This window comes from Streptomyces sp. NPDC002104 (genome assembly GCF_053593795.1).
The window spans coordinates 87481-114455 of sequence record NZ_JBSFDF010000007.1 but is presented as its reverse complement, the minus strand read 5'-3'; the positions used below and the strand labels follow the sequence as shown (position 1 = coordinate 114455).

25 protein-coding genes are annotated in these 26975 nt (G+C 72.4%); 17 read left to right on the top strand and 8 right to left on the bottom strand.

Annotated features, from left to right (window positions below):
* The first annotated feature begins 27 nt into the window (after positions 1-27).
* Positions 28-2469 carry an MFS transporter gene (locus ACWCP2_RS08960; RefSeq protein ID WP_450907900.1) on the top strand — a complete coding sequence of 814 codons (2442 nt, stop codon included), beginning with the start codon at positions 28-30 and terminating at the stop codon, positions 2467-2469.
* 16 nt (positions 2470-2485) lie between these two features.
* Here ACWCP2_RS08960 and ACWCP2_RS08955 read toward each other — a convergent pair whose 3' ends face one another.
* Entirely contained in the window at positions 2486-3280 is a 795-nt protein-coding gene (locus tag ACWCP2_RS08955) for a VOC family protein (protein WP_450907899.1), read from the bottom strand.
* A 184-nt stretch (positions 3281-3464) separates the two neighbouring features.
* Between ACWCP2_RS08955 and ACWCP2_RS08950 the strand changes: the two genes are divergently transcribed.
* Positions 3465-4325, top strand: coding sequence for a sulfurtransferase (locus ACWCP2_RS08950; protein ID WP_450907898.1), 861 nt, complete (start codon positions 3465-3467; stop codon positions 4323-4325).
* Positions 4326-4451: 126 nt separating this feature from the next.
* Here ACWCP2_RS08950 and sepH read toward each other — a convergent pair whose 3' ends face one another.
* Entirely contained in the window at positions 4452-5468 is a 1017-nt protein-coding gene (sepH, locus tag ACWCP2_RS08945; protein ID WP_450907897.1) for a septation protein SepH, read from the bottom strand.
* Between the two features lie 538 nt (positions 5469-6006).
* Between sepH and ACWCP2_RS08940 the strand changes: the two genes are divergently transcribed.
* Positions 6007-6882: a hypothetical protein gene (locus tag ACWCP2_RS08940; protein WP_450907896.1), complete on the top strand. Its 876-nt coding sequence runs from the start codon at positions 6007-6009 to the stop codon at positions 6880-6882.
* A gap of 7 nt (positions 6883-6889) precedes the next feature.
* Here ACWCP2_RS08940 and ACWCP2_RS08935 read toward each other — a convergent pair whose 3' ends face one another.
* Positions 6890-8224, bottom strand: a complete 1335-nt coding sequence (locus ACWCP2_RS08935; protein WP_450907895.1) for a D-arabinono-1,4-lactone oxidase — start codon at positions 8222-8224, stop codon at positions 6890-6892.
* Positions 8169-9431: an MFS transporter gene (locus tag ACWCP2_RS08930; protein ID WP_450907894.1), complete on the bottom strand. Its 1263-nt coding sequence runs from the start codon at positions 9429-9431 to the stop codon at positions 8169-8171. Before ACWCP2_RS08930 ends, ACWCP2_RS08935 begins: the two co-directional genes overlap by 56 nt.
* 170 nt (positions 9432-9601) lie before the next feature.
* Between ACWCP2_RS08930 and ACWCP2_RS08925 the strand changes: the two genes are divergently transcribed.
* Together ACWCP2_RS08925 and ACWCP2_RS08920 are read left to right on the top strand one after the other, a co-directional pair.
* Positions 9602-10777: a ferrochelatase gene (locus ACWCP2_RS08925; RefSeq protein ID WP_450907893.1), complete on the top strand. Its 1176-nt coding sequence runs from the start codon at positions 9602-9604 to the stop codon at positions 10775-10777.
* 101 nt (positions 10778-10878) lie between these two features.
* Positions 10879-11682 carry an inositol monophosphatase family protein gene (locus ACWCP2_RS08920; protein WP_450907892.1) on the top strand — a complete coding sequence of 268 codons (804 nt, stop codon included), beginning with the start codon at positions 10879-10881 and terminating at the stop codon, positions 11680-11682.
* Positions 11683-11801: 119 nt separating this feature from the next.
* On the opposite strand, the gene ACWCP2_RS08915 is transcribed toward ACWCP2_RS08920, so the two are convergent.
* Positions 11802-11975: a hypothetical protein gene (locus tag ACWCP2_RS08915; RefSeq protein WP_204357838.1), complete on the bottom strand. Its 174-nt coding sequence runs from the start codon at positions 11973-11975 to the stop codon at positions 11802-11804.
* A gap of 279 nt (positions 11976-12254) precedes the next feature.
* Here ACWCP2_RS08915 and ACWCP2_RS08910 point away from each other — a divergent pair, with 279 nt between their 5' ends.
* The 4 genes from ACWCP2_RS08910 (at position 12255) to ACWCP2_RS08895 (ending at position 15799) form a co-directional block, all read left to right on the top strand.
* Entirely contained in the window at positions 12255-12908 is a 654-nt protein-coding gene (locus ACWCP2_RS08910; protein WP_112451148.1) for a response regulator transcription factor, read from the top strand.
* Positions 12909-12913: 5 nt separating this feature from the next.
* A complete protein-coding gene (locus tag ACWCP2_RS08905; protein WP_450907891.1) occupies positions 12914-14158 on the top strand; it encodes a sensor histidine kinase in 1245 nt (414 codons plus the stop codon).
* Between the two features lie 384 nt (positions 14159-14542).
* Complete coding sequence (locus ACWCP2_RS08900) at positions 14543-14839, top strand: DUF4193 domain-containing protein (protein ID WP_112451146.1); 297 nt, start codon at positions 14543-14545, stop codon at positions 14837-14839.
* A 12-nt stretch (positions 14840-14851) separates the two neighbouring features.
* A complete protein-coding gene (locus tag ACWCP2_RS08895; protein WP_450907890.1) occupies positions 14852-15799 on the top strand; it encodes a hypothetical protein in 948 nt (315 codons plus the stop codon).
* A gap of 43 nt (positions 15800-15842) precedes the next feature.
* On the opposite strand, the gene ACWCP2_RS08890 is transcribed toward ACWCP2_RS08895, so the two are convergent.
* On the bottom strand, positions 15843-16304 hold the full coding sequence (locus tag ACWCP2_RS08890) for a DUF3093 domain-containing protein (protein ID WP_450907889.1): 462 nt from the start codon (positions 16302-16304) through the stop codon (positions 15843-15845).
* A gap of 58 nt (positions 16305-16362) precedes the next feature.
* Between ACWCP2_RS08890 and ACWCP2_RS08885 the strand changes: the two genes are divergently transcribed.
* The 7 genes from ACWCP2_RS08885 to ACWCP2_RS08855 all read left to right on the top strand — a co-directional run bounded on the left by ACWCP2_RS08885 (position 16363) and on the right by ACWCP2_RS08855 (position 23074).
* Positions 16363-16947, top strand: coding sequence for a PaaI family thioesterase (locus ACWCP2_RS08885; RefSeq protein ID WP_450907888.1), 585 nt, complete (start codon positions 16363-16365; stop codon positions 16945-16947).
* Between the two features lie 8 nt (positions 16948-16955).
* The gene (gene dut / locus ACWCP2_RS08880; protein ID WP_450907974.1) at positions 16956-17489 is read left to right on the top strand and encodes a dUTP diphosphatase; all 534 of its coding nucleotides are present in this window, start codon (positions 16956-16958) and stop codon (positions 17487-17489) included.
* A 1-nt stretch (position 17490) separates the two neighbouring features.
* Positions 17491-18282 (top strand): DUF3710 domain-containing protein, encoded by a 792-nt coding sequence (locus ACWCP2_RS08875; RefSeq protein WP_450907887.1) that lies wholly within the window; start codon positions 17491-17493, stop codon positions 18280-18282.
* 246 nt (positions 18283-18528) lie between these two features.
* Positions 18529-21177: an ATP-binding protein gene (locus tag ACWCP2_RS08870; protein ID WP_450907886.1), complete on the top strand. Its 2649-nt coding sequence runs from the start codon at positions 18529-18531 to the stop codon at positions 21175-21177.
* Entirely contained in the window at positions 21174-21860 is a 687-nt protein-coding gene (locus tag ACWCP2_RS08865; RefSeq protein ID WP_383938266.1) for a response regulator, read from the top strand. Before ACWCP2_RS08870 ends, ACWCP2_RS08865 begins: the two co-directional genes overlap by 4 nt.
* 24 nt (positions 21861-21884) lie before the next feature.
* On the top strand, positions 21885-22313 hold the full coding sequence (locus ACWCP2_RS08860) for an OB-fold nucleic acid binding domain-containing protein (protein ID WP_112451269.1): 429 nt from the start codon (positions 21885-21887) through the stop codon (positions 22311-22313).
* Positions 22314-22315: 2 nt separating this feature from the next.
* Positions 22316-23074 (top strand): DUF3159 domain-containing protein, encoded by a 759-nt coding sequence (locus ACWCP2_RS08855; protein WP_450907885.1) that lies wholly within the window; start codon positions 22316-22318, stop codon positions 23072-23074.
* 240 nt (positions 23075-23314) lie between these two features.
* Here the strand turns inward: ACWCP2_RS08855 and ACWCP2_RS08850 are convergent, their stop codons facing one another.
* On the bottom strand, positions 23315-23977 hold the full coding sequence (locus ACWCP2_RS08850) for a potassium channel family protein (RefSeq protein ID WP_214953432.1): 663 nt from the start codon (positions 23975-23977) through the stop codon (positions 23315-23317).
* A complete protein-coding gene (locus ACWCP2_RS08845) occupies positions 23974-24642 on the bottom strand; it encodes a potassium channel family protein (protein ID WP_450907884.1) in 669 nt (222 codons plus the stop codon). The genes ACWCP2_RS08850 and ACWCP2_RS08845 overlap by 4 nt, the downstream gene beginning before the upstream one ends.
* A 241-nt stretch (positions 24643-24883) precedes the next feature.
* On the opposite strand from ACWCP2_RS08845, the gene ACWCP2_RS08840 reads away from it, so the two are divergent.
* Positions 24884-26938 carry an APC family permease gene (locus ACWCP2_RS08840; RefSeq protein ID WP_450907883.1) on the top strand — a complete coding sequence of 685 codons (2055 nt, stop codon included), beginning with the start codon at positions 24884-24886 and terminating at the stop codon, positions 26936-26938.
* The last annotated feature ends 37 nt before the right edge of the window (positions 26939-26975 follow it).

The following is a 26975-nucleotide window of genomic DNA, read 5'->3' as shown; positions in this document are numbered from 1 at the left end:
GTTGGATAGTTGCACTATCCTCGGCGCGTGGATCAGCTGATCGTCGAAGACCCGGCCCGTATCGGCCCGTACCGTCTGATCGCCCGGCTGGGCGCCGGCGGTATGGGGCTGGTCTACCTGGGCCGCTCCGAGGGCGGGCGCACCGTCGCCGTGAAGGTCGTGCAGGCCGAGTACGCCGGGAACCCGGAGTTCCGCAGGCGCTTCGCCCGGGAAGTGGCCGCCGCGCGCCGGGTGGGCGGGAGCTGGACCGCTGCCGTCCTCGACGCCGACCCCGAGGCCGCCGTGCCCTGGGTGGCGACCCAGTACATTCCGGGGCCCGACCTGCACGCCGTGGTCGCCAAGGACTTCGGGCCCCTGCCCGAGCACTCCGTGCGCACCCTCGCCAACCGGCTCGCACTCGCCCTGCGGGCCGTGCACGAGGCGGGCCTGATCCACCGTGACCTCAAGCCCTCCAACGTGCTCGTCACCGTCGACGGCCCGCGCGTCATCGACTTCGGCATCGCCCGCGCCATGGACAGCCTCGCCGGGGACAGCCTGCTCACCCACACCGGCATGCTGATCGGCTCGGCCGGATTCATGTCGCCTGAGCAGGTCCGCGGCCTCGAACTCACCCCCGCCAGCGACGTGTTCTGCCTCGGAGCCGTCCTCGTCTACGCCGCCACCGGGCGGCTCCTCTTCGGCGCCGCGGACACCGGCCTGAACGCCCACCTCTTCCGTGTCGCCGAGGAGGAGGCGGACCTGACGGGCGTGCCGGAGCCACTGGCCGACCTCGTACGCGACTGCCTGCACAAGGACCCGGCCCGGCGGCCCACCCCCGCGCAGGTGGCCGAACGCACGGCCGCCGACCAGGCCGGTGAATGGCTGCCGGGCGCGGTCCTGGCCCAACTGGGCCGTCACGCAGCCCAATTGCTCGACTTCGCCCCCACGCCCCGGGAGGAGCCCGCCGCGGGTCGACCGGACCCCCGGGTGCCCGCGCCCCGTTCCCACCCCCTGCCACCCGCGTACGCCCCGACGGCCGCGGGGCACACGGCCGGCGCAGCCGGGTTCGGCCCGGCTCCGGGAGCTACCGACCCGGCTCCCGGAGCGGCGGAGCCCGCCCGCCGTCCCGCGGTGCCGGCGCCCCGGCCGCGACGGACCCTCGCGCTGGTCTGCCTCCTCCAGCTGATGCTGGCGCTCGTGGCTTCGCTCTCCGAACTGACGGCCCCGGCCGTCCAGCACGAAATGGGCGCCGCTCCCGAACGACTGAACCTGCTGCTCAGCCTCTACTGGGTCGCCTTCGGCGCCCTGCTACCGCTCGGCGGGCACCTCGCGGACCTCGTCGGACGCAAGCGGGTCCTGTTCATCGGCCTGGGCGGCTTCGCAGTGGCATCCGTATGCGGGGCGCTGGCCCCGGCACCGGTCCTGCTGATCGCGGCCCGCGCCCTCCAGGGAGCCTTCGCGGCCCTGCTGGCCCCGGCGACGCTGTCCCTGCTCGCCACCGGCCACACCGACCCGAGGAAGCGCGGTACGGCCTTCGGGATCTACGCCGCGCTCACGAGCGCCGGCCCGGCCCTCGGACTGCTCCTGGTCGGCCCCCTCGTGCAGCACCTCGACTGGCGCGCCTGCCTGTTCGCCCTCGTGCCCTTCGCCGTGGCCGGCCTGTTCCTCACGGCGGCCCTGCCCGCCGACGCCGCGCACCCCGGCGCCCGTCTCGACCTGCCCGGCACCCTGCTCGGATCCGGCGGACTGGGGCTGCTGCTCTACGGGCTCTTCGGGGTCGGGCAGTCCGCCGCGCTCAGCCTCCTGAACCTGCTCCTGCTCACCGTCGGAGCCGTGCTGACCGGCACGTACCTGTGGCGGATGCTCCGGGCGGCCGGCCGGTCGTCCGACCGCTCCGGTCCCACGGTCCGCGACCGGGCGGGCTCCGCCCTGGCCCTGCTCCTGGCCGGCGCCGGCACCCTGATCCTGTCCACGTACCTGACGTACCACCTGGTGTACGACTTCGGGGACAGCCCCGTCCAGGCGGGACTCCTGCTCCTCCCGATGGTCGCCGCGATGTTCGTCGGCTCCACCCAGGTGTCCGCCCGGCTGGTCCACCGCGCCGCCCCCGGAGTGCTGAGCGCCGCGGGCCTGGTCCTCGTGGCCGCCGGCCTGCTCCTGCTGCTCCGCACCGGCGACAACAACTCCTACGTGGCCCGCGCGATGCCCCCGGTCCTCACCGGCCTCGGCACCGGCACGGCACTCGGCCCGCTCCTGGCCACCGCGACCGCCGCCACGGCCCTGCGGGGGGCCGGGGTCCTGTCGGCCGCCGCGCTCGCGGCCCAGCAGGCGGGCGAAACCCTCGGCATCCCGCCCCTCGTGGCCTCCGGCTACGAGGGGGCCCTGTGGTGGGCCTTCGGCGCGGTCCTGCTCGCGGCGGCGGTCGCGGCGCCGATGGTCACCACCAGGCCCGCACACGGGGCCTCCCCCCGCGGGGCACGGACCCGGTAGGGCCCGGCCGGTCCGGTCAGCCCCTGCCGCGCACGAGCGTGAACACCGCGCCCTCCGGGTCCGTGACCACGGCCAGCCGGCCGCTCAGGCCGTCGCGCGGCGGCTGGACGATCCCGCCGCCGAGCCGCAGCACCCGGGCGGCGGCCGCGTCGGTGTCCTCCACCTCGAAGTACGTCATCCAGTGCGGCCCCCGGTCGTGGGGCAGGGAGCGGCCGACCCCGTGCACGGCCGCCACCGGCCGGCCCTGCAGGGACAGCGTCAGGTAGTCGAAGTCGTCGGCGCCATCGGCGGCGCCGGCGTGCGCGTGGGTCTCGTGGCCGAAGACATGCTGGTAGAACTTCCCGACCGTCGAGGTGTCCTGCGTGACCAGCTCGTGCCACACCGGGGTCCCGGGCCCTCCGGCCAGCCGGGTCCCGAGGTGGGCGTCCGCCTGCCAGAGCCCGAAGATCGCGCCCAGTGGGTCCGAGCAGATCGCCACCCGTCCCGCGACTCCGGCGTCGAGCGGGCCCACGGCCACCGTGCCGCCGCAGGATCGGATGGACTCGGCCGTCGCGTCGGCGTCGTCCGTGGCGAGGTACGTGGTCCAGGCCACCGGGAGCTGCCGGTCCGGCGGCAGCTCGCCGATGCCGGCCACCTCCCGGCCGCCGAGCATGGCCCGGACGTACGGGCCGAGCTGCTCGGGGCCGGGCTCGTACTCCCAGCCGAACAGGTCGGCGTAGAACTCCTCGGTGGTCCCGAGGCCGTGCACCATCAGGCTCGCCCAGCACGGCGTGCCGGGCGTGCGCCGCGTTGCTTCCGATGCCTCGGTCATGTCAGCCGTCTCCTCCGTCGTCACGCTCGTGACCCTTCCCGGAGCTGATGCTTCCACTCCAGGACGCCCGGCGCGCCCCGACCGGCCGGGTTTCGGGGGAGCGGGGAGAGATGTCCGAATCGGTGCGGCCCGTCGATGTCCGCCCTGTTACGCGGGGTGCGCGGCGGGGAGCAAAATGGCCCGCATGACTGCGAACCCGCCCCGTTCCCCGCTCGTCTCCGCCGCCGCCCTGAGGGAGGAGCTGGCCGGCCCGCTGCCGCCGGTGCTCCTCGACGTCCGCTGGCAGCTCGGCGGCCCCAACCTGCGGCCCGAGTACGAGGCCGGACACCTCCCGGACGCGGCCTACGTGGACCTCGACGCGGAACTGGCAGGCCCGGCGGGCTCCGGCGGCCGGCACCCGCTGCCCGATCCCGAGGAGTTCGGGGCGGTGATGCGGCGGGCCGGCGTCTCCTCGGACGTCCCCGTGGTCGTGTACGACGGCGGACTGGGCTGGGCGGCGGCACGCGCGTGGTGGCTGTTGCGCTGGACGGGTCACGCGCGGGTGCGGGTCCTGGACGGGGGACTGGCCGCGTGGAAGGCCGCCGGGGGCCCGCTGTCGGCCGAGGTCACTCCTGTGAGCGAGGGTGATTTCAAGCCAAATCCGGGCGCCATCGGGCTGCTGGACGCGGACGCGGCGGCGGCGCTGGCCCGGACGGGTGTGCTGCTGGACGCACGCGCGGGCGAACGCTACCGCGGCGAGGTCGAACCGATCGACCCGGTCGGGGGCCACATCCCGGGTGCGCTGTCGGCGCCGACCACGGAGAACACGGGCTCCGACGGCCTGTTCCTGGACCGCGAGGCCCTGCGGGCCCGCTTCGAAGGCCTCGGCGTGCACGCCGACACCGGCACCCCGGTCGGGGTCTACTGCGGCTCGGGCGTCTCGGGGGCCCACGAGGTCCTGGCGCTGGCGGCGGCGGGCATCCCGGCGGCGCTGTACGCGGGCAGCTGGTCGGAATGGTCCGCGGACCCCACCCGCGAGGTGGCGGTCGGCGAACAGCCGGGCTAGCCGGAAAGGGCCGACCGGAAGGCGGCCGACCCGAAGGCGGCCGACCCGAAGGCGGCCGACCGGAAGGCGGCCGACCGGAAGGGGCCCGTTCCCCGGCGAGGGTGTCCGCCGCCGGGGAACGGGCCGCTACTCCTGCTTCTTGCGCCGGGTGCCGAAGACGATCTCGTCCCAGCTCGGCACCGCCGCGCGGCGGCCCGGCCGCACGCCGTCGGCCTCCGCCTGCCGGTCGGTGGTTCCCGTCAGCCGGTCCCGGTGTCCCGCCACGGTGCGCGGCATCAGGACGTCCGCGTACGCGGAACCCGCGCCGACCGAGGCCGAAGCGGCGGGCGGCTCCTCCGCCTCCGGTTCGCTCACCGGCTCCGGGACCACCAGGTCGCCGCGGAAGCTCGGGACCGCCTCCAGCAGGGCCGTCAGCGTGTCCCGCTCTTCCTCGGGTTCCGGCTCCGGCGGGGGAGGGGGCGCGGTGGGCCGTTCCATCTGGCGGTCGAGCGCCCGGTCCAGCGGCCGGTCGCGCGGGAGCCGCGCGATCCTCGGCACGAACGGGAAGCTCGGCTCCGGGGTCGCCGGCAGGTCGTCGGACTCGCCGATCAGCGAGCGGGCCTCGTCGTCCACGGCCACGACCAGCCGGCGCGGCGGGTCGTACGTCCAGCTCGCCGAGTGCGGTTCGCCCGCGACCCGGTAGACCAGCAGGACCTCCCAGGTGCCGTCGTCGCGGCGCCAGGAGTCCCACTGGACGGATTCCTTCTCGGCCCCGCGCAGCGAGAGCCGTTCGGAGACGGCCTCACCGAGCTGCGGTCCGGTGTTCTCGCCGGGCCGGCGCACGGGGGTCTTGCGGGCCCGCTCGGCCATGAACGCGCGCTCGGCGAGTACGGGGCCCTCGAAGCGGCGTACCCGGTCGACGGGGATGCCGGCCATCTGGGCGACCTCCTCCGCGGAGGCACCGGCTCGTATGCGGGCCTGGATGTCGCGGGGGCGGAGGTGGCTCTCCACCTCGATCTCGATCTGGTTCAGGCGCGCACGGTCGTTGCGCACGGCAGCCCGGAGACGCTCGTCGATCGGAAGCGTGTACTCCGTGCTGTCCGCAGCCTTGAGCACCAGTCGTGTGCCGTCATTGGAGACGGCCACGACACGCAGTTCGGGCATGGGGACCTCCCGGGTGGTGCCTGCCGACGTCACGTGCGTCGCTGCTTCCGCTAGTCGAGTGTGGCCTGCCCGGGTGCAGCCTGCCACTACCTTGCCGAGTTAAACCGGCGTGTCGGGCATGCGCCCTTGATCGCTGTTATGGCACGGTTACCTGTTGGGCACGCACAGTGACCGAACGATTACTGTGCGCAGCAGGATCCCGTGCAATACCGCGGCATCGCCGGTCTCGAGTGCCGTTTTTCCATCAGCCGGCCCCCTCTCCCGAGTCCGGACATCCGAAAGGAAGGACGGCCCCAGGGCTCGCCACAGTACTCCATTCGGGCCACCTGGGTGGACCGCCGCGCCGCCGAACTTGTCCCGGACGGCGGGAGTTGGGCTGCCCTGGATCGGGCCCCCATCCGGCCGGACCTGCGCACCCGCCCGATTTCGGGTGTCCTGCTTCACAGAATCTCCGGAAACGGAACTATCCGTTTCGCTGACGTGTCAGTAACAGGAGAAGGCGTTGGAGCGCGAGGGGCAGGACACGCAGAGGATGGCGATGGGTCACAAGACGCTGCTGGACGCGGGACCGGAGCAGGAGAAGGAGAAGAAGAAGCTCGATCTGAGTGTGGCTCAGGTCGCGGGTTCCTCCCTCGCCACGGTCGCGGCGGCCGTGCTCGCGTCGGGGATGGGCCTCTACGGGACCATCATCGGCGCCGGCATCGTCAGCGTGGTGGCCACCGCGGGCGGACCCGTCATCCAGCACTTCTTCCGCCGCACCGGCGACCAGCTCCGCGAGACGGCCCGGCCGAAGGCCCGTCAGGTCCCGGTGTACGGGCCGAGGCCCTCCTCCGGCGGGCGGGCTCCGGACGGCACCATGCTGCTGGGCACCGTCCCCGTCGGCGGGCCGCCGGCGGACGAGGACTTCGGCGAGGCCACCGTCCACGGCACCCGGGTGCGGGGCTGGAAGCGCACGGCCGTGGCATCGGCCGTGGTCTTCGCCGTGTCGATCGGCGGCATCGCGGCCTACGAGGCGATCTCCGGGAACGCGGTCAGCAGCGGGGGCACCACCACGTGGGGCGGCACGGCCCGGAACGCGGCCGACAGCAAGCCGGCCCCCGGGACCGGCACCGGTAAGGACGGCGGCGAGAAGGGCGAGAAGGGCGAGAAGGGCGGGAAGAGCGGGAAGTCCCCGGCCCCCGGGAACTCCCCGAGCCCCTCGGACCCGAAGGGGAGCCCGAGCCCCGATTCCGGCCGGAGCCCCGCGCCCTCCCACTCCCCGTCCCCGAAGTCCTCGCCGTCCCCGGACGCCTCCCCGTCCCCGTCCCCCGACGCGTCGCCGAGCCCCAGCCCGAAGACCGAGGGCGGCAAGGCGACCCCGAGTCCCGGCTCCGGCTCCGGCGCCGGCTCCGGGCCGGATTCGCCCGCCCCCTGAGGCCCCCTCAGTCCCCCAGGACCCGCCGCAGGTAGTCGTTGCCGAAGACCCGGTCCGGGTCCAGCCGGTCCCGGAGCGCGGTGAACTCCCCGAAGCGCGGGTACACCCCGGCGAAGTACTCCGCGTCCCGCGTGTGCACCTTGCCCCAGTGCGGCCGCCCGCCGTGCTCGGTGAAGATCCGCTCGGCCGCCGTGAAGTAGGCCTGGTACGGGGTGCCCCTGTACATGTGCACCGCGATGTACGCGCTCTCGCGGCCCGAGGCCGTCGACAGGGTGATGTCGTCCGCCGGAGCCGTGCGCACCTCCACCGGGAAGCTGATCCGCAGGGCTGAGCGGTCCACCATGGCCTTCAGCTCCCGGAGCGCCTCGACGACGCGCTCGCGCGGAAGGGCGTACTCCATCTCCACGAAGCGCACCCGGCGCGGGCTGGTGAACACCTTGTACGGGATGTCCGTGTAGGTGCGCGCCGACAGGGCGCGGCTCGCGATCCGGGCGATGGAGGGGATGGACGCCGGGACGGCGCGGCCGAAGGAGTTGACGGCCTGGAAGAGGCCGTTGGACAGCAGCTCGTCCTCGACCCAGGCGGAGACCGCTCCGGGCGGGGCGGCCGGGCCCTGGCTGCGGTTGTTGCGCTTGGTGTTGCAGTTCCCGGTGTGCGGGAACCAGTAGAACTCGAAGTGCTCGTTCTCCGCGTGGTGCTGGTCGAACTCGGCCGTCACCCGGTCGAAGCCCATCGGCTCCTCACGGGCGGTCAGGAAGAAGAGCGGTTCCACGGCGAAGGTGAGGGAGGTGACCACGCCGAGCGCCCCGATGCCGAGCCGGGCCGCCGCGAAGACCTCCGGATTCTCCTTCTCGGAGCACGCCAGCAGCTCGCCGTTCGCCGTGACCAGCTCCAGACCGCGGATCTGGGCGGCGATGGAGGCCGAGTCGCGGCCGGTTCCGTGGGTGCCGGTGCTGGTGGCGCCCGAGACGGTCTGCTCCATGATGTCGCCCATGTTGGTGAGCGACAGGCCCTCCTTGGCGAGGGCCAGGTTGAGGTCTTTGAGGACCGTGCCCGCCGCCACGGTGACGGTGCCCGCGGCCCGGTCGATCGCCTGGATCCCGGCCAGCGACTGGGGGCGGATCAGTACGCCGTCGGTCGCGGCGGCCGCGGTGAAGGAGTGGCCGGTGCCGACCGCCTTCACCTTCAGCCCGTCGCCGGCGGCCCGGCGGACCGCCTCCTGGAGCTCCCCGACCGATGCCGGGGTGACCACGCGCGCGGGCGTGGCGCTGACGTTGCCCGCCCAGTTATGCCACGCGGCGGTCCGTGTCCCGCTGCTGCCTGCTGTCCCCGTCGTCGCCATCGTTGGAAGGCTCCTCCCCTTGCGCCGGCCTCGTCAGCCGGCGATAACCCGCGAACGCAACCGCCGCCGCGGCGGTCCCCGCCGAGATGGAGACGACGTACCCGGTCCTCGCGCCGGCGGCGTCGATGACCCAGCCGGCCACGGAGGAGCCGAGCGCGACCCCGACCGCGAGGCCGGTGCTGATCCAGGTCATGCCCTCGGTCAGCTTCGCGCGTGGTACGTGCGCCTCGATCAGGGCCATCGTGGTGATCATCGTGGGAGCGATGGCGAGGCCCGAGACGAAGAGCGCCACGGCCAGAAACGGAAGGTTCCCGGCCAGTAGGAGGGGGATCATACTCACGGCCATCGCACATATGCCCAGCACCCACCTGCGTTCGGCCTTGCCCTTGAGGTGCAGCAGGCCGAAGACGATGCCGGCGAGGCAGGAGCCGACCGCCCAGATGGCGAGGATGAAGCTGGCCCAGGACTTGTGCCCCTGCTCCTCGGCGAAGGCCAGCGTGACCACGTCGATGGAGCCGAAGATGGCCCCGGTGGCCACGAAGGTGCCCATCAGCACCTGGAGTCCGGGGGAGCGCAGGGCCGAGGTCCGGTCGGAGTCCTCGCCGCGGGGGTGCGGGGCCGGCTCGGTGGCGCGCTGCGCGGTGAGCCACCACACGCCCACCAGCAGGCAGACCCCGGCGACCAGCGGGCCCGCCTCGGGGAACCAGGTGGTGGAGAGCCCGATGGCGAGGATCGGCCCGAAGATGAAGCAGACCTCGTCCAGGACGGATTCGAGGGAGTACGCCGTGTGCAGCTCGCGCGGCGAGTCCCGGTAGATGGCCGTCCACCGGGCGCGGATCATCGAGCCCACGCTCGGCACGCAGCCGGCGAGCGCCGTGAACAGGAACAGCGTCCAGTCGGGCGTGTGGTTGGCCGCGCACAGCAGCAGCCCGGAGATGGCCACGGCCGCGAGCAGGCTCGCCGGGCGCAGGATGCGGCGCTGGCCGTACTGGTCGACCAGACGCGAGACCTGCGGACCGATCGCGGCGGCGGACAGCGCGAGGGTGGCGGTGAGCGCGCCGGCCAGCGAGTAGCGGCCGGTGAGCTCGGAGATCATCGTCAGGATGCCGATGCCGACCATGGAGAGCGGCAGCCGGCCGATGAGGCCGGCCGCGCTGAATCCCCGGCTCCCGGGGGCGGCGAAGATCGCGCGGTAGGGACTGGGCAAGGTGCCCTCCGTAAGGGACGTCATTGGCCCATACAGGTTACGGCCGCGCACAAGCTCCCCGCGCGGGGAGGAAGCGGACAGCGGGCCGGGTGACCATCGGCCCGGGCCGGACGGTCCCGCCCTGCGGGCCTGTTTTCCGCCCGGCGGGCTCGGGTGGCAGGATTCGAGGCATGTCTGACCAGCTCCGCGCCAGCGCCCCCGGCCCGGCCGAAGGCCCCGCCGCCCCCTACGACGCCCTCCTGCTGCTGTCCTTCGGCGGCCCCGAGGGGCCCGACGACGTCGTGCCGTTCCTGGAGAACGTCACGCGCGGCCGCGGCATCCCGCGCGAGCGGCTCAAGGAGGTCGGGCAGCACTACTTCGGCTTCGGCGGAGTCAGCCCGATCAACGGCCAGAACCGGGAGCTGCTGGACGCCCTGCGCAAGGAGTTGGCCGGGCACGGGCTGGACCTGCCGGTGTACTGGGGCAACCGCAACTGGGCCCCGTACCTGAACGACGTGATGCGCGAGATGGCCGCCGACGGCCGCCGCCGCATCGCGGTGCTCGCGACCAGCGCGTACGCCTCTTACTCGGGCTGCCGGCAGTACCGCGAGAACCTCGCCGACGCGCTCGCCCTGCTCGTGGAGGAGGGGGTCGCGGAGGCCGACCTGCCGAAGGTCGACAAGCTGCGGCACTACTTCAACCACCCCGGCTTCGTGCAGCCCATGATCGACGGGGTACTGGCCTCGCTGGCCTCGCTGCCCGAGGAGGTGCGCGCCGGCGCGCACCTCGCCTTCACCACGCACTCCATCCCGAACGCGGCCGCGGACGCCTCCGGTCCCGTCGAGGACCACACGCAGGACGGCGCGGGCGGGGCCTACGTCAAGCAGCACCTGGACGTCGCCAAGGTGATCGCCGACGCGGTCCGCGCCGAGACCGGCACCGAGCTGCCCTGGGAGCTCGTCTACCAGTCGCGCAGCGGCGCCCCGCACATCCCGTGGCTGGAGCCGGACATCTGCGACCACCTGGAGGCCCTGCACGCGGCGGGCGCCCCGGCGGTGGTCATGGTGCCGATCGGCTTCGTCTCGGACCACATGGAGGTGCTCTACGACCTCGACACGGAGGCGACGGCGAAGGCCGCCGAGCTGGGGCTGCCCGTGGCCCGCTCGGCCACGGTCGGCGCCGACCCCCGGTTCGCGGCGGCGGTACGGGACCTCCTGCTGGAGCGGGCCGCGGCGGAACGCGGGGAGCCCGTGGAGCGTTGCGCGCTCGGGCTGCTCGGAGCGAGCCACGACCTGTGCGCCGTGGGCTGCTGCCCGGCGCGCGGGCCCCGGCCGGCGGCCGCGGGCGTGGACAGCCCGTACGCGTAGCCGCCGCCGCTCGTGTGTGCGGTCGATCCGCAGAAGCCGAGTCCGTGGAAGCCGAGTCGGCACAAGCCGAGTCCGCAGAAGTCGATGAACGGGAGCCGGGCGTGATCTCCGAAGAGCTGAAGACCGAACTGCTGGACGTGGCCCTGGAGGCGGCCGGCCGGGCGGGCGCGCTGCTGAGGGACGGGCGGCCGGCCGATCTGGCGGTCGCCTCGACCAAGACGAGCCCGATCGACGTGGTGACCGAGATGGACATCGCGGCCGAGAAGCTGATCACCGGCATCCTCGCGGAGCGGCGGCCCGAGGACGGGCTGCTGGGCGAGGAGGGCTCGCAGTCGCCCGGCACCAGCGGCGTGCGGTGGGTCATCGACCCGCTGGACGGCACCGTGAACTACCTCTACGGGCTGCCGACCTGGGGCGTGTCCATCGCGGCCGAGTACCGCGGCGAGACGGTGGCCGGGGTCGTGGCGGCGCCGATGCGCGGGGAGACGTACCACGCGGTGCTCGGGCGGGGGGCCTGGCTGGGCGAGCTGCGCCTGGCCTGCCGGCCGGCCGCTCCGCTGGACCAGGCGCTGATCGGCACCGGGTTCGCGTACGTCCAGAGCCGGCGGGCGCACCAGGCCGACGTCGCGCAGCGGATCATCCCGCTGGTGCGCGACGTCCGGCGCGGCGGGTCGGCGGCGATCGACCTGTGCGACGTGGCCGCCGGACGGCTGGACGGGTACTGGGAGCGCGGGCTGAACCCCTGGGACCTGGCGGCGGGCGAGCTGATCGCGCGGGAGGCGGGCGCGCTGACGGGCGGCCGCCCGGGAGAGCCCGCCTCGGGCGAGCTCGCGCTGGCCGCGACCCCCGCGGTGTTCGCCTCGCTGCGGCCGCTGCTGGAGGAGGCCGGGGCCTGGCACGACTGAGCGGGGCGCCGCCCCCGGGGCCGGGGGAGGGACCGCATGAAGGAACCCCGGCGGCCGGGTGGCGGCCTCCGGGGTCCGGGGGTGTGGGCGTGCCGGTGGCTGGATACCGGCGGCTGGAGTCAGCAGGCGGAAACGGTGACCGGAACGCCGTGATCGGCTGCGATGCGCTGGAGGTCTTCCAGCTCCGCCTGTTCCACTTCCACGAGGAAGTCGTCGCCCGTCTCGCGAGCCTGCCTGAGGTCCGACTGCGTGCTCCTGATGCGCTGCAGGAGACCCGCGGTGAATGCGTCCATGGTGGGTTCGCCCCCTCTTCGTGGGTCGGCGGCGGCACGTGGCAGTGCGCCGTCAGGGAGGTGTTCGGGGTGTGAAGTCGTCCTCCCCGCCGCATCGGACCCAGAAACCTCGTAAGGCGAGGGAATCCTCACTTCCGGCCCTCGCGTCTCCCCGGAGCACCCCCCGAGTCCCGCCGGAGCACCCCCGCGCGGCGTCTTACAGCCGGTTTACCGGCGAAAGGGGCAGGATGGACGCCACATGACACCCCTGCCCTGACGGGCTCTGAGGAAGGAAACGACGTGCGCGTACTCGTCGTCGAGGACGAGCAGCTGCTCGCCGATGCGGTGGCCACCGGACTGCGCCGGGAGGCCATGGCCGTGGACGTCGTGTACGACGGTGCCGCGGCCCTCGAGCGCGTCGGAGTGAACGACTACGACGTGGTCGTGCTCGACCGGGACCTCCCGCTCGTGCACGGCGACGACGTGTGCCGGAAGATCGTCGAGCTCGGCATGCCCACGCGCGTGCTCATGCTGACGGCCTCCGGTGACGTGAGCGACCGGGTCGAGGGCCTGGAGATCGGGGCGGACGACTATCTGCCCAAGCCCTTCGCGTTCACCGAGCTGACCGCCCGGGTACGGGCGCTGGGCCGGCGCACCACGGTCGCGCTGCCCCCCGTGCTGGAACGCGCGGGGATCAAGCTGGACCCGAACCGGCGCGAGGTGTTCCGCGAGGGCAAGGAGGTGCAGCTGGCGCCGAAGGAGTTCGCGGTGCTGGAGGTCCTCATGCGCAGCGAGGGCACGGTCGTGTCCGCCGAGCAGCTCCTGGAGAAGGCGTGGGACGAGAACACGGATCCCTTCACCAACGTGGTGCGCGTGACGGTGATGACGCTGCGCCGCAAGCTGGGGGAGCCGCCGGTCATCGTGACCGTCCCCGGTTCCGGCTACCGGATCTGACGCGGGTGGCCGCGACCCCGGCGCCACCCTCCGCGCCACCGAAACCGACCTGGGACCCCGGCCAGCCCGAGGGTCCTTTCCCTTGGCTGCGGCCGACGATCCGGATACGCCTCACGCTGCTGTACGGCGGGATGTTCCTGATCGCGGGCATCCTGCTGCTGTCGATCATCTACCTGCTGGCGGCCCAGGCGCTGCGGCAGGGCAACGCGCTGCCGTTCACCATCGTGGGCGGCGGCCCGATCCAGGTCACGAGCAGCTGTCCCGGTGTGAGCGGGACGGGCCAGATGCCCGACCAGTTCAACGCCGCGATCAACACGTGCATCCTCGAACAGCGCCGGCACGCGCTGGACGACCTGCTGAGCCGTTCGCTGATGGCGCTGATGGGGCTGAGCATCATCGCGTTCGCCTTCGGGTACGCGATGGCCGGCCGGGTGCTCTCGCCGCTCGGCAAGATCACCCGCACCGCCCGCCGGGTGGTCGGCTCCGACCTCACCCGGCGGATCGAGCTGGACGGTCCGGACGACGAGCTCAAGGAGCTCGCCGACACCTTCGACGAGATGCTCGACCGGCTGGAGCGGGCCTTCACGGCCCAGCAGCGGTTCGTGGCCAACGCCTCGCACGAGCTGAGGACCCCGCTGGCCATCAACCGGACGCTGCTGGAGGTGCACCTGTCCGATCCCGGTGCGCCGGTGGAGCTCCAGCAGCTCGGCAAGACCCTGCTCGCCACCAACGAACGCAGCGAGCAGCTGGTCGAGGGCCTGCTGCTGCTGGCCCGCAGCGACAACCAGATCATCGAGCGCAAGCCCGTGGACCTGGCGGAGGTGGCCTCGCGCGCCCTCGACCAGGCGCGCGGGGAGGCGCAGGCCAAGGGCGTGGAGATCCGCGGGGAGCGCGCACTGGCCGTCGTCCAGGGCAACGGCGTGCTGCTGGAGCGGATCGCGCTCAACCTGGTGCAGAACGCCGTGCGCTACAACGTGCCCGAGGACGGCTGGGTGGAGGTCACCACCGAGGCCGTGCACGGGCAGGCGGTCCTGCTGGTGTCGAACACGGGTCCCGTGGTTCCCGCGTACGAGGTGGACAACCTCTTCGAGCCCTTCAGGCGGCTGCGTACGGAGCGCACGGGCAGCGACAAGGGTGTCGGGCTCGGCCTGTCCATCGCGCGCTCCGTGGCGCGCGCACACGGCGGCAGGATCCAGGCCGTCCCGCGCGAGGGCGGTGGCCTCGTGATGCGCGTCACTCTGCCCTTGTGAGCACGGACACCCCGTGTTCGCTGTTGGCTGAATGCTTGGGTCATGAAGACAGTGACTTCTGTGCGATCGATCACAGTGTCGAGTGTCCGTCCCTATGCGCTCAGTGACCTTGGGAGGGCCGGAAAGCCCGGGAAGTCCGGGTTTCCGGCCCCCCTGGTGGCGGGAAATACATGGGGTGGCGTTTGTGCAAGACGGCCCCCGGACCGTGTACGGTCCCGGTCGTCATCCCAGCCAATCGCTCGTCTGAATGTGCGGCTGGGTGTCGATTGAGTAACAGACCTTGATGTGAGGCAAAATCTCCGCCTCAGGTCGGGCACAAGTCCGGCCTCTCGCGCGTTACGTGCGCTGAGACACCCGCTAAATCCCAGAGGGGGAGAGCGAACTATGGCAACGGACTACGACACCCCGCGCAAGACCGACGACGACGTAGACAACGACAGCATCGAAGAGCTGAAGGCTCGTCGCAACGAGAAGTCGTCGTCGAACGTCGACCTGGACGAAATCGACAACGCCGAGGGCCTCGACCTGCCCGGCGCAGACCTCTCCAACGAGGAACTGGCCGTCCGGGTCCTGCCCAAGCAGGCCGACGAGTTCACCTGCACGAGCTGCTTCCTGGTGCACCACCGCAGCCAGCTGGCACGCGAGAAGAACGGTCAGCCCATCTGCCGCGAATGCGACTGAGAGGCGTCGGCCGTGACAGGCTCGACACCATTTCGGAAGCGGCGCTTCCGGAAAGCTGGTGATCCGGCGGAGACGCACGAGGCGAACGGGGGCCTGGAAACAGGCCCTGGGGCCCCGGGCGTACCCGCCGTGCTCCCCGACACCGCCGAGGCGGTGACGTCGGCCTCCGAGGCCGGCGAGGGGCCCCGGAAGCACTCCGGGGTCCGTCGGCTGCAAGCCGTCAAGAACGGTGTGCGCAAGGGCGGCGAAAGTGCCAGGGCCGCCGCCCTTCACCTCACCGACCGAGTCATCGAGAACGCACCGCGCGTTCCGGTTCGGGACCTCGCGACCCTGCGCGCGCAGTTCCCGGGCCTCGGGCCCGATCAGCTGGCCGACAAGCTGATCTCGGGCGCCGCCAACGCCACGTCCACGGTCGGCGCCGGGATCGGCGCGGCCGCCATGCTGCCGGTTCCTCCCGCCATGCCGGCCGAGCTCGCCGCCGAGATCACCGGGGTCGCCGCGATCGAGCTGAAGCTCATCGCCGAACTCCACGAGGTCTACGGCCTGCGCCCGCCCGGCGGCCTCAGGGAACGCAGCCTGGCCTACCTCACGTCGTGGACGGAGGAGCGCGGGGTCGACCTGACCAAGCCGACCACGCTGAACGCCGCGCTCGGCGGCCAGATGAAGCGCGAACTGCGCCAGCAGATCATGAAGCGGATGTTCCGCAACCTGCCCAACCTGATGCCGTTCATGGTCGGCGCCGCGGTCGGAGCGGTCATGAACCGCCGGGACACCCGCAAACTCGCCGAGAAGGTACGTGGGGACCTGCGGGCCCGTGCCGTGGGCTGGGACGCGCTGCCGCAGCTCCCGCCCCTGGAGCGGCCCGCGGAGCCCCTTCCCGAGGCCGCCAGGGCCGCCGTCGAAGGCCGGGTGTTCGACCCGCGGGCCATCGACCCCGGCGCCATCGACCCGCGGGACTGAGGCCCGCGCCGCGGCAGGTCCGCGGGACCGGTCCCGGCCGGGATCAGTCCCGGCCCTGCGCCGCGCGGATGGCCGCCGCCAGGGCCTGCGGCTCGCGGGTGGAGACGTAGACGTACGGGGTCGGGTCGGAGGGGTCGGTGACCTCGACGCGGACCGCCGTCGGCACATAGCCGCGCATCAGCATGAAGGCGCGCGCGTCGGCCTTGTACGTGCGCCAGGCGCGGGCCTCCTCCGCGTCCAGCACCTCCGGGTCGCCGAGCGCCGCCACCGGGATCCGGGCCTCCCCGGCGGCCAGCGCGCCGCCCACCACCCGCACCCGCTGGGAACCGTACGAACTCACCAGCAGCCCCGTCAGCGCGGTGCCCCCGATCAGCCCGGCGAGCAGCGGCAGCGTGCCCAGCGGGAGCAGCATCAGCGCGCAGGCCAGGCCGGTGAGGGCGGTGATGGCCCACCAGGAACGGGGGGCCGTCAGACGTTCGTCGTAGTGCGCGGAGGAGAGCTGCATGCGGCCAAGCCTGCCACGAGGCGACCGGCGGGTAGCCGCGCGGGTAAGGTCTGCGGCTGTGAGTGGACGAAACACAGCGTTGACGCCCCCCGCCGACGCCACGGCGCCGGTGCGGCACCCCGATGCCCCGGCCCCCGGCGAACTCCTCGGCGCGCACTACGAGCACTGCTTCGGCTGCGGCGACGGCCAGCCGCACGGACTCCATCTGGAGGCCCGCGCGGGTGAGGGCGTGCGCGTCACCGCCGAGTTCACCGTCAAGGCCGCCCATCAGGGCGCGCCCGGCCTCGCGCACGGCGGCGTCCTCGCCACCGCGCTCGACGAGACCCTGGGCTCCCTGAACTGGCTGCTGCGCGTCATCGCCGTCACCGGCCGGCTGGAGACGGACTTCGTCCGGCCCGTGCCCGTGGACACGGTGCTGTACCTGGAGGCCGAGGTCACCGCCGTCGCCGGCCGGAAGATCTACTCCAGCGCGGTCGGCCGAATAGGCGGTCCCGAGGGGCCCGTGGCGCTGCGCGCCGACGCCCTCTTCATCGAGGTGAAGGTCGACCACTTCATCGACAACGGACGGCCCGAGGAGATCCGGGCGGCGATGGCCGACCCGGACCAGGTCAGGCGCGCACGCGCCTTCGAGGTGAACCCCTGATGCCCCTGATGTCTGAGAACAACACCGGTCTGGACGTGGCCATCCGGCGCGTCGACCCGGAGGTGCCGATTCCGGCCTACGGGCACCCCGGCGACGCCGGCTGCGATCTGGTCACCACGGTGGCCGCGGAGCTGGAGCCGGGGGAGCGGGCGGTCCTGCCCACGGGGATCTCCATCGCGCTGCCCGAGGGGTACGCGGCCTTCGTGCACCCGCGCTCGGGCCTGGCCGCCCGCTGCGGGCTCGCACTCGTGAATGCCCCCGGGACGGTGGATGCCGGGTACCGTGGGGAGATCAAGGTGATCGTGGTCAATCTCGACCCGCGCGAGAGCGTCAGGTTCGAGCGTTTCGACCGCATTGCCCAGCTGGTTGTCCAGCGGGTCGAGCAGGTGCGCTTCCGCGAGGTCGCGCAGCTTCCCGACTCGGCGCGGGCCGAGGGGGGTTTCGGCTCCACCGGTGGTCATGCGGCCGTGGCCGGATCCGGCGCTGGTCAGCAGGGTGGGAATGGCTACGCTTCGGTCGTACACGACCGGGAAGGACAGTGACGTGTTCGGACGTCGCAAGAAGAACGACTCCGTCAAGGACGGCGGCGCGGCCGAGCAGGTCGTCGACGGCGTCGGTGCCGATGAGCAGGACGGCACGGAGGAGAGCGACGCGGTACAGCCGCGCAGGGTGAACCTGCCGCCGGCCCCGCGTCCCGACGGCCCGTGGGACATCTCCGAGGTCCCCGGCAACCCTGAGGAAGGCCGGGTCGACCTCGGCGGCATCCTCGTACCGGGTGTCGAGGGCATGGAGCTGCGCGTCGAGGTCGCCGGGGACGCGATCGTCGCCGCGACCGTGGTGCTGGGCGACAGCGCCGTGCAGCTGCAGGCCTTCGCCGCGCCCCGCAAGGAAGGCATCTGGGGCGAGGTCCGCGAGGAGATCGCCGAGGGCATCACCAAGCAGGGCGGCATCATCGACGAGGTCGAGGGTCCGCTGGGCTGGGAACTGCGCGCGCAGGTCCCCGTACCGCTCCCGGACGGACAGACCGGCGCCCAGCTGGTCCGCTTCGTCGGCGTGGACGGCCCGCGCTGGTTCCTGCGCGGTGTCATCTCCGGCCAGGGCGCGGTGCGTCCCGAGTCGGCCGGTGTGCTGGAGCGGATCTTCCTGGACACCGTCGTGGTCCGCGGCGAGGGCCCGATGGCCCCGCGCGACCCGATCGTCCTGAAGCTGCCGAACGACGCGCAGATGGTGCCGGACGGCGTGCAGACCGAGGAAGCCGCGGACCAGGAGGGCTCCCGTTTCGGCGGTGGCATGGGCCAGCTGGAGCGCGGTCCGGAGATCACCGAGGTCCGCTGACCCCGGCTCCGTCCCTCACGGCCGTGGGCCGCACTCCTCCGGGGGTGCGGCCCATTGCCGTACCCGCCCGCGGCCGTACGGCGTGCCCGCGGGCCGGGTACGGCCGTGCCCGCGGGCCGGGTACGGCCGTGCCCGCGGGCGGGTACGGGCGTGGCCGCGCCCCGGGGGCGTCAGGGAAGCGTCAGGGATCCGCCCGCGGCAGGTCATCGGCGCGTGAACGCGGCGGGCGTCCCGGAGAATGGCCGCATGGGACGCGGCAAGCTCAGGATCTATCTCGGCTCGGCCCCCGGCGTGGGCAAGACGTACGCCATGCTCTCGGAGGGCCACCGCCGGGTGGAGCGCGGCACCGACTGCGTCGTGGGCTTCGTCGAGCACCACGGGCGGCCGCGCACCGAGGTCATGCTGCACGGCCTGGAGCAGGTGGAGCGCAAGGAGCTCGTGTACCGGGGCGCCGTCTTCACCGAGATGGACGTGGACTCGCTGCTCGCCCGCAGGCCCGCCATAGCCCTGGTGGACGAACTGGCGCACACCAACGTGCCGGGCTCGCGCAACGCCAAGCGCTGGCAGGACGTGGAGGAGCTGCTGCGGGCCGGGATCGACGTGATCTCCACGGTCAACATCCAGCACCTGGAGTCCCTGGGCGACGTGGTGGAGTCGATCACCGGCGTGCGGCAGCGGGAGACCGTCCCCGACGAGGTGGTGCGCCGCGCCGACCAGATCGAGCTGGTCGACATGTCCCCGCAGGCCCTGCGCCGGCGCATGGCGCACGGCAACATCTACAAGTCCGACAAGGTCGACGCGGCCCTGTCCAACTACTTCCGACCCGGCAACCTGACCGCGCTGCGCGAGCTCGCGCTGCTCTGGGTCGCGGACCGGGCGGACGAGTACCTCCAGCAGTACCGGGGCGAGCACAACATCCGATCCACCTGGCAGGCGCGCGAGCGGATCGTGGTGGGCCTCACCGGGGGGCCCGAGGGGCGCACCCTGATCCGGCGCGCCTCCCGGGTCGCGGCCAAGGGCTCGGGCAGCGAGATCCTGGCCGTCTACATCGCCCGCAGCGACGGGCTGACCGCGGCCTCGCCCAAGGAGCTCGCGGTCCAGCGGAAGCTGGTCGAGGACCTCGGCGGAACGTTTCACCATGTGATCGGCGACAACGTCCCCGAGGCGCTCCTCGAATTCGCCCGCGGGGTCAACGCGACCCAGATCGTGCTCGGCTCCAGCCGCCACCGCTCGTGGCGGTACGTCTTCGGCCCCGGCGTCGGCGCCACCGTCGCCCGCGACTCGGGACCCGACCTCGACGTGCACATCGTCACGCACGAGGAGGTCGCCAAGGGCCGCGGCCTGCGGCCCGTGGCCCGCTCGGCGGCCCGGCTCGGCCGGACCCGGCTGATCGCCGGCTGGGTGGTCGGGGTGGCCCTGCCGCTGGCCCTCGCGACCCTGCTGACGCACATCGACAGCGACCCCGGGCTCGCCAACGAGATGCTGCTGTTCCTGGCGCTGACGGTGGCCGCGGCCCTGCTCGGCGGGCTCTGGCCGGCCCTCGCCTCGGCCGCCGTCGGCTCCCTGCTGCTGAACTACTACTTCGCCCCGCCCCTGCACCGCTTCACCATCTCGGACCCCAAGAACATCGTGGCCATCGCGGTCTTCTTCGGCGTCGCGGGCTCCGTGGCCTCCGTGGTCGACGCCGCCGCCCGCCGCACCCACCAGGCGGCCCGGCTGCGCGCCGAGTCCGAGATCCTCTCCTTCCTCGCCGGCAGCGTGCTGCGCGGCGAGACCACCCTGGACGCGCTGCTGGAGCGGGTGCGCGAGACCTTCGCCATGGAGTCCGTGGCGCTGCTGGAGCGCGAGAGCGACGTCGAGCCCTGGCGGCCGGCCGGCAGCGTCGGCCCGAACCCGGTCGCCCGCCCCGAGGACGCCGACGTGGACATGCCGATCGGCGACCACATGGCGCTGGCCCTGTCCGGGCGGGTGCTGCCCGCCGAGGACCGCCGCGTGCTCGGCGCCTTCGCCGCCCAGGCCGCCGTCGTGCTCGACCGGCAGCGGCTGGTCGGGGAGGCGGAGGAGGCCCGCCGGATGGCCGAGGGCAACCGGATCCGGACCGCGCTGCTGGCCGCCGTCAGCCATGACCTCCGTACGCCCCTGGCCTCCATCAAGGCCTCCGTGAGCTCCCTGCGCTCCGACGACGTGGAATGGTCCGACGAGGACCGCGCGGAGCTCCTGGAGGGCATCGAGGACGGCGCCGACCGGCTGGACCACCTCGTGGGCAACCTGCTCGACATGTCGCGGCTCCAGACCGGCACCGTCACCCCGCTGATCCGCGAGATCGACCTCGACGAGGTGGTCCCGATGGCGCTGGGCGGCGTACCCGAGGGCAGTGTGCTGCTCGACGTCCCGGAGACCCTGCCCATGGTGGCCGTGGACCCCGGGCTGCTGGAGCGGACCGTGGCCAACGTGGTGGAGAACGCGGTGAAGTACAGCCCGCCGGACGAACAGGTGCTGGTGGCGGCCAGCTTCCTCGGCGACCGGGTCGAGGTACGGGTCGTGGACCGCGGGCCGGGCATGCCCGACGAGGCCAAGGACCGGATCTTCGCCCCCTTCCAGCGGCACGGCGACGCCCCGCGCGGCGCGGGCGTCGGGCTCGGGCTGGCCGTCGCGCGCGGCTTCGCCGAGGCCATGGACGGCACGCTGGAGGCCGAGGACACCCCCGGGGGCGGGCTCACGATGGTGCTCACGCTGCGCGCGGTGACCGGCGGGCGGCCCCAGGTCCCCGTGAGCGTGGACGGCGAGGGGCGCAGCGCGCCGGGCGCGGCCGGGGGGCCGGAGCCGGGCGGGGCCGGGGAACACCCGGCGGATTCCGATCTCGATTCGATACGACAGAAGGCAGGACCCCGATGACCCGGGTGCTCGTGGTGGACGACGAACCTCAGATCGTCCGGGCCCTCGTGATCAACCTGAAGGCACGCAAGTACGAGGTCGACGCGGCCGCCGACGGGGCGAGCGCCCTGGAACTGGCGGCCGCCCGCCACCCCGACGTGGTCGTCCTGGACCTCGGGCTGCCCGATATGGACGGGGTCGAGGTGATCAAGGGGCTGCGCGGCTGGACCCGGGTCCCGATCCTGGTGCTCTCCGCCCGGCACAGCTCCGACGAGAAGGTCGAGGCCCTGGACGCCGGCGCCGACGACTACGTCACCAAGCCCTTCGGCATGGACGAGCTGCTCGCCAGGCTGCGCGCCGCCGTCCGGCGGGCGGAACCGGGCGCGGGGGCAGGCGAGGACGAGGTGGTGGTGGAGACCGACACCTTCACGGTGGACCTCGCGGCGAAGAAGGCGGTGCGCGCCGGACGCGACGTACGGCTGACGCCCACCGAGTGGCACCTGCTGGAGGTGCTGGTGCGCAACGGCGGGAAACTGGTCAGCCAGAAGCAGCTCCTGCAGGAGGTCTGGGGCCCCTCGTACGGTACCGAGACCAACTACCTGCGGGTCTACATGGCGCAGCTGCGGCGCAAACTGGAGGCCGACCCCTCGCACCCGAGGCACTTCATCACCGAACCGGGCATGGGATACCGCTTCGAGAGGTAGCGGGGGCGCCGGTACGCTTCCTGTATGAGTGCTGAACCGCGTCCCGAGAAGCCCGCGAAGCCGGCGAAGCCCGCCAGGCCGGCGGGCCGGTTCCGCCGGATGATAGAGCGGCTGTCCACCTCCCAGGAGGAGCTGCATTCGGCTGAGCTGCAGGAGGACGCAGAAGCCGCGGGGTGCACGCGGATCTGCGACTGCCACGACCGCCAGATAGTGAAGGTGACCGGCACGCTGCGGACCGTCACCCTGCGGCCGCGCGCGGGCGTCCCCGCCCTGGAGGCCGAGCTGTTCGACGGCTCGGCCGCGCTGGACGTCGTCTGGCTCGGACGTCGCTCGATCGTGGGAATCGAACCCGGCCGTCGCATGATCGCCTCCGGGCGGATCTCGATGAGCCACGGCCGTCGGGTGCTCTTCAACCCGAAGTACGAACTCCGACCGCTCGGACAGGAGCACTGACGGTGACGTCACTCGACAAGTCGACCCCGCAGACCACTGCGGACACTGAGCCGTCGGCGGACCAGAAGGCCGTGACGCAAGCGGCCCTCTTCGACGCCTTCGGCGGCATCCGGGGCACCGTGGAGACGATGCTCCCCGGCCTGCTCTTCGTGATGATCTACACGATCAACAAGGACGTGAAGCTGTCCGCCATCGCGGCGGGCGCGGTCGCGGTCCTGCTGGTGATCGTGCGGCTGCTGCGCAAGGACACCGTCAAGCACGCCTTCAGCGGGGTCTTCGGCGTGGGCGTGGGCGTGGCCTTCGCCCTGTTCACGGGCAGCGCGAAGGGCTTCTACCTGCCCGGCATGATCTACGGCGCCGGCCTGGGCGTGGCCTTCACGCTCTCCGCGCTGGTGGGCTTCCCGCTGCTGGGCGTGATCCTGGGACCGGTCTTCAAGGAGAACCTGTCCTGGCGCACGCGCAACCCCGGGCGCAAGAAGGCGTACGTCAAGGCCAGCCTGGCCTGGGGCCTGATCTTCCTCGCGAAGTACGCGATCCTCTTCCCGCTGTACTGGTGGGGCGACGCGACGCAGCTCGGCTGGGTGCTGATCGCGCTGAAGCTGCCGCCGATGGTGCTCGCGGTGTACTTCACCTGGCTCTTCCTGGCGCAGGCCCCGCCGCCGATCAACGTGATCGCGGAGTGGGAGGCCGAGGAGGCCGCGGAGAAGGCGGCGAAGGCCGCCGCGAAGGCCGCCAAGGCGGCGGGGGGCCCGGGGGCCTGACCCGTCGACCCGCTGGACCCGTCGACCCGCCTGACCTGCCTGACCTGCCTGACCTGCCTGACCCGCCTGACCCGCCTGACCCGTCGTACCGGAGGCACGAGGGGGCCGCAGCCGCACGCCGGCTGCGGCCCCTTCCCCGTTTCCGGCCGGGGGCACGTCGGCGCGTACTCCTCGGGATGCGCGAAGGGGCGGCCGACCGTGGTGGTCGGCCGCCCCTTCGGGCGTTCAGCGGGCCGCGGGCTAGTCCGCGGCCTGGAGGAGGTCCTCCAGCTGTTCCTCGCGGGCCTGGGCGGCCACGAAGAGGAGCTCGTCGCCCGGCTCCAGGGTCTCCTCGCCGTGCGGGGTCAGGACCCGGTTGCCGCGGATGATCGTGACCAGCGAGGTGTCCTCGGGCCAGGTGATCTCGCTGATCTGCTTGCCCGCGACCTGGGAGTCGGCGGGCAGGGTCAGCTCGACGAGGTTGGCGTCGCCGTGGCTGAAGCGCAGCAGCCGGACCAGGTCACCGACGCTGACGGCCTCCTCGACCAGCGCCGACATCAGGCGCGGCGTGGAGACGGCGACGTCGACGCCCCAGGACTCGTTGAAGAGCCACTCGTTCTTCGGGTTGTTCACCCGCGCCACGACCCGGGGCACCCCGTACTCGGTCTTGGCGAGCAGCGAGACGACCAGGTTGACCTTGTCGTCGCCGGTCGCGGCGATGACCACGTTGCAGCGCTGGAGCGCCGCCTCGTCGAGCGAGGTGATCTCGCAGGCGTCGGCCAGCAGCCACTCGGCCTGCGGCACCCGCTCCACCGAGATGGCGGTCGGGGCCTTGTCCACGAGGAGCACCTCGTGGCCGTTCTCCAGGAGCTCGCCCGCGATGGAACGGCCCACCGCGCCGGCTCCGGCGATCGCGACCCTCATGCGTGTGCCTCCTCAGGACCCTCGGCGAAGGCGGCCTCCACCTTGTCGATCTCGTCCGTGCGCATCATCACGTGGACGAGGTCGCCCTCCTGGAGGACGGTCGCCGACGTCGGCAGCATGGCCTCGCCCAGCCGGGTGAGGAAGGCCACGCGGACGCCGGTCTCCTCCTGCAGCCGGCTGACCTTCTGGCCGATCCAGGCCGCGGAGGTGTGCACCTCCGCGAGCTGGACACCGCCGCTCGGGTCGCGCCACAGCGGCTCGGCGCCCGAGGGCAGCAGCCGGCGGAGCATCTGGTCGGCCGTCCAGCGCACGGTGGCGACGGTGGGGATGCCCAGGCGCTGGTAGACCTCGGCGCGCTTGGGGTCGTAGATGCGGGCGGCGACGTTCTCGACGCCGAACATCTCACGGGCCACCCGGGCGGCGATGATGTTGGAATTGTCACCACTGCTCACCGCGGCGAAGGCGCCCGCCTCCTCGATGCCGGCCTCACGCAGCGTGTCCTGGTCGAAGCCGACCCCGGTGACGCGACGGCCACCGAATCCGGCTCCCAGCCGGCGGAATGCGGTGGGGTCCTGGTCGATGACCGCGACCGTATGCCCCTGCTGTTCCAGGGTCTGCGCGAGGGCGGAGCCCACTCTTCCGCAGCCCATAATGACGATGTGCACGGCCGTCCTTCCGGCTGTCAGCGGCTCGCTGGATTCCAGCCTCATTGCTGCTCTGGCTTAACAGGGTCTCAGACCATGGCCCAAGCTACACACGGGCGGTCACCAGTGTGCCGCTTTGCACGGTCGGCGGCGCTCCTTTGCCCTGGATGCGGCGCTCCTTTGCCCTGGATGAGGTGGGACTTCACGTTCCATAGGGGTGGGGGGTTCGTCAGGCCGATTTCGAACGCTTACGATCCTCTGCGTGTCCAAACTGACCGACGTGCCCAAACGGATCCTGATCGGCCGGGCGCTACGCAGCGACCGCCTCGGGGAAACCCTCCTTCCCAAGCGGATCGCCCTCCCCGTGTTCGCGTCCGACCCGCTCTCCTCGGTGGCATATGCCCCCGGTGAGGTTCTGCTGGTCCTGTCGATCGCGGGCGTGTCGGCGTACCACTTCAGCCCCTGGATCGCCGTCGCGGTCGTGGTGCTGATGTTCACCGTGGTCGCCTCCTACCGGCAGAACGTCCACGCCTACCCCAGCGGCGGCGGTGACTACGAGGTCGCCAACACCAACCTCGGGCCCAAGGCCGGTCTCACCGTCGCGAGCGCCCTGCTCGTCGACTACGTCCTCACGGTCGCCGTGTCGATCTCCTCCGGTGTCGAGAACCTCGGCTCCGCCGTCGATTTCGTCATCGAGCACAAAGTGCTCTCCGCGATGATCATGATTCTGCTCCTCACGCTGATGAATCTGCGCGGGGTGAAGGAATCCGGAAATCTCTTCGCGATCCCGACCTACGTGTTCGTCGGCGCCGTCTTCGTGATGATCGCCTGGGGTGCCTGGCGCGGCCTGGTCATGGGCGACACCATGGAGGCCCCGACCTCCGCCCTGGAGATCAAACCCGAACACCAGGGGCTCGCCGGCTTCGCACTGGTCTTCCTGCTGCTGCGCGCCTTCTCCTCCGGCTGCGCCGCGCTCACCGGCGTCGAGGCCATCAGCAACGGCGTGCCGGCCTTCCGCAAGCCCAAGAGCAAGAACGCGGCCACCACCCTCGCCCTCATGGGCGCCCTGGCCGTCACCATGTTCTGCGGGATCATCGGCCTGGCCATGGCGACCGACGTCAAGATGGCGGAGAAGCCCGCCACCGACCTGCTGGAGAACGGCGTCCCGGTCGGCCCCGGCTTCGTCCAGCACCCGGTCATCTCCCAGGTCGCCGAGGCCGTCTTCGGCAACGGCAGCTTCCTGTTCATCGTGCTCGCCGCGGCCACCGCGCTGGTTCTGTTCCTCGCCGCGAACACCGCGTACAACGGCTTCCCGCTGCTCGGCTCGATCCTCGCCCAGGACCGCTACCTGCCGCGCCAGCTGCACACCCGCGGCGACCGCCTCGCCTTCTCCAACGGCATCGTGCTCCTCGCGGGCGCCGCGATGCTGCTGGTGTGGATCTACGACGCCGACTCGACGAAGCTGATCCAGCTCTACATCGTCGGCGTCTTCGTCTCCTTCACGCTGAGCCAGATCGGCATGGTCCGGCACTGGAACCGCCACCTGCGCGCCGAGCGCGACCCGGCCGCCCGCCGCCGCATGCACCGGTCCCGGGCGATCAACACCTTCGGCGCCTTCTTCACCGGCATGGTGCTGGTCGTCGTCCTGGCCACGAAGTTCACCCACGGCGCCTGGGTCGCCCTGCTGGGCATGGTCATCTTCTACGGAACGATGACCGCGATCCGTAAGCACTACGACCGGGTCGCCGAGGAGATCGCCGCAGCCGAGGGCCCGAGCGACGACAGCGTGCGCCCCTCGCGCGTCCACTCCATCGTCCTGGTCTCCAAGGTCCACAAGCCCACCCTGCGGGCCCTGGCCTTCGCCAAGCTGACCCGCTCGGACCGGCTGGAGGCGCTCAGCATCAGCGTCGACCCGGCCGAGACCAAGGCCCTGCGCGAGGAGTGGGAGCGGCGCGGCATCAACGTCCCGCTCAAGATCCTCGACTCCCCGTACCGCGAGATCACCCGCCCGGTCGTCGAGTACGTGAAGGGCCTGCGCAGCGAGAACCCGCGCGACGCCGTCAGCGTGTACATCCCGGAGTACGTCGTCGGCCGCTGGTACGAACACCTCCTGCACAACCAGAGCGCGCTGCGCCTCAAGGGCCGCCTGCTCTTCACCCCCGGCGTGATGGTCACCTCGGTGCCCTACCAGCTGGAGTCCTCGGAGCTCGCGAAGAAGCGGGCGAAGAAGCGCGCGGAGTGGAACGCCCCGGGCGCCGTGCGCCGCGGTCCGGTCGACACCCCGCGTCCGCGCCCGAAGGACCCGGCGGGGAAGTAGCTCCGCGGGCCGCCCATCGGGGTGGCGAACGGCCGGA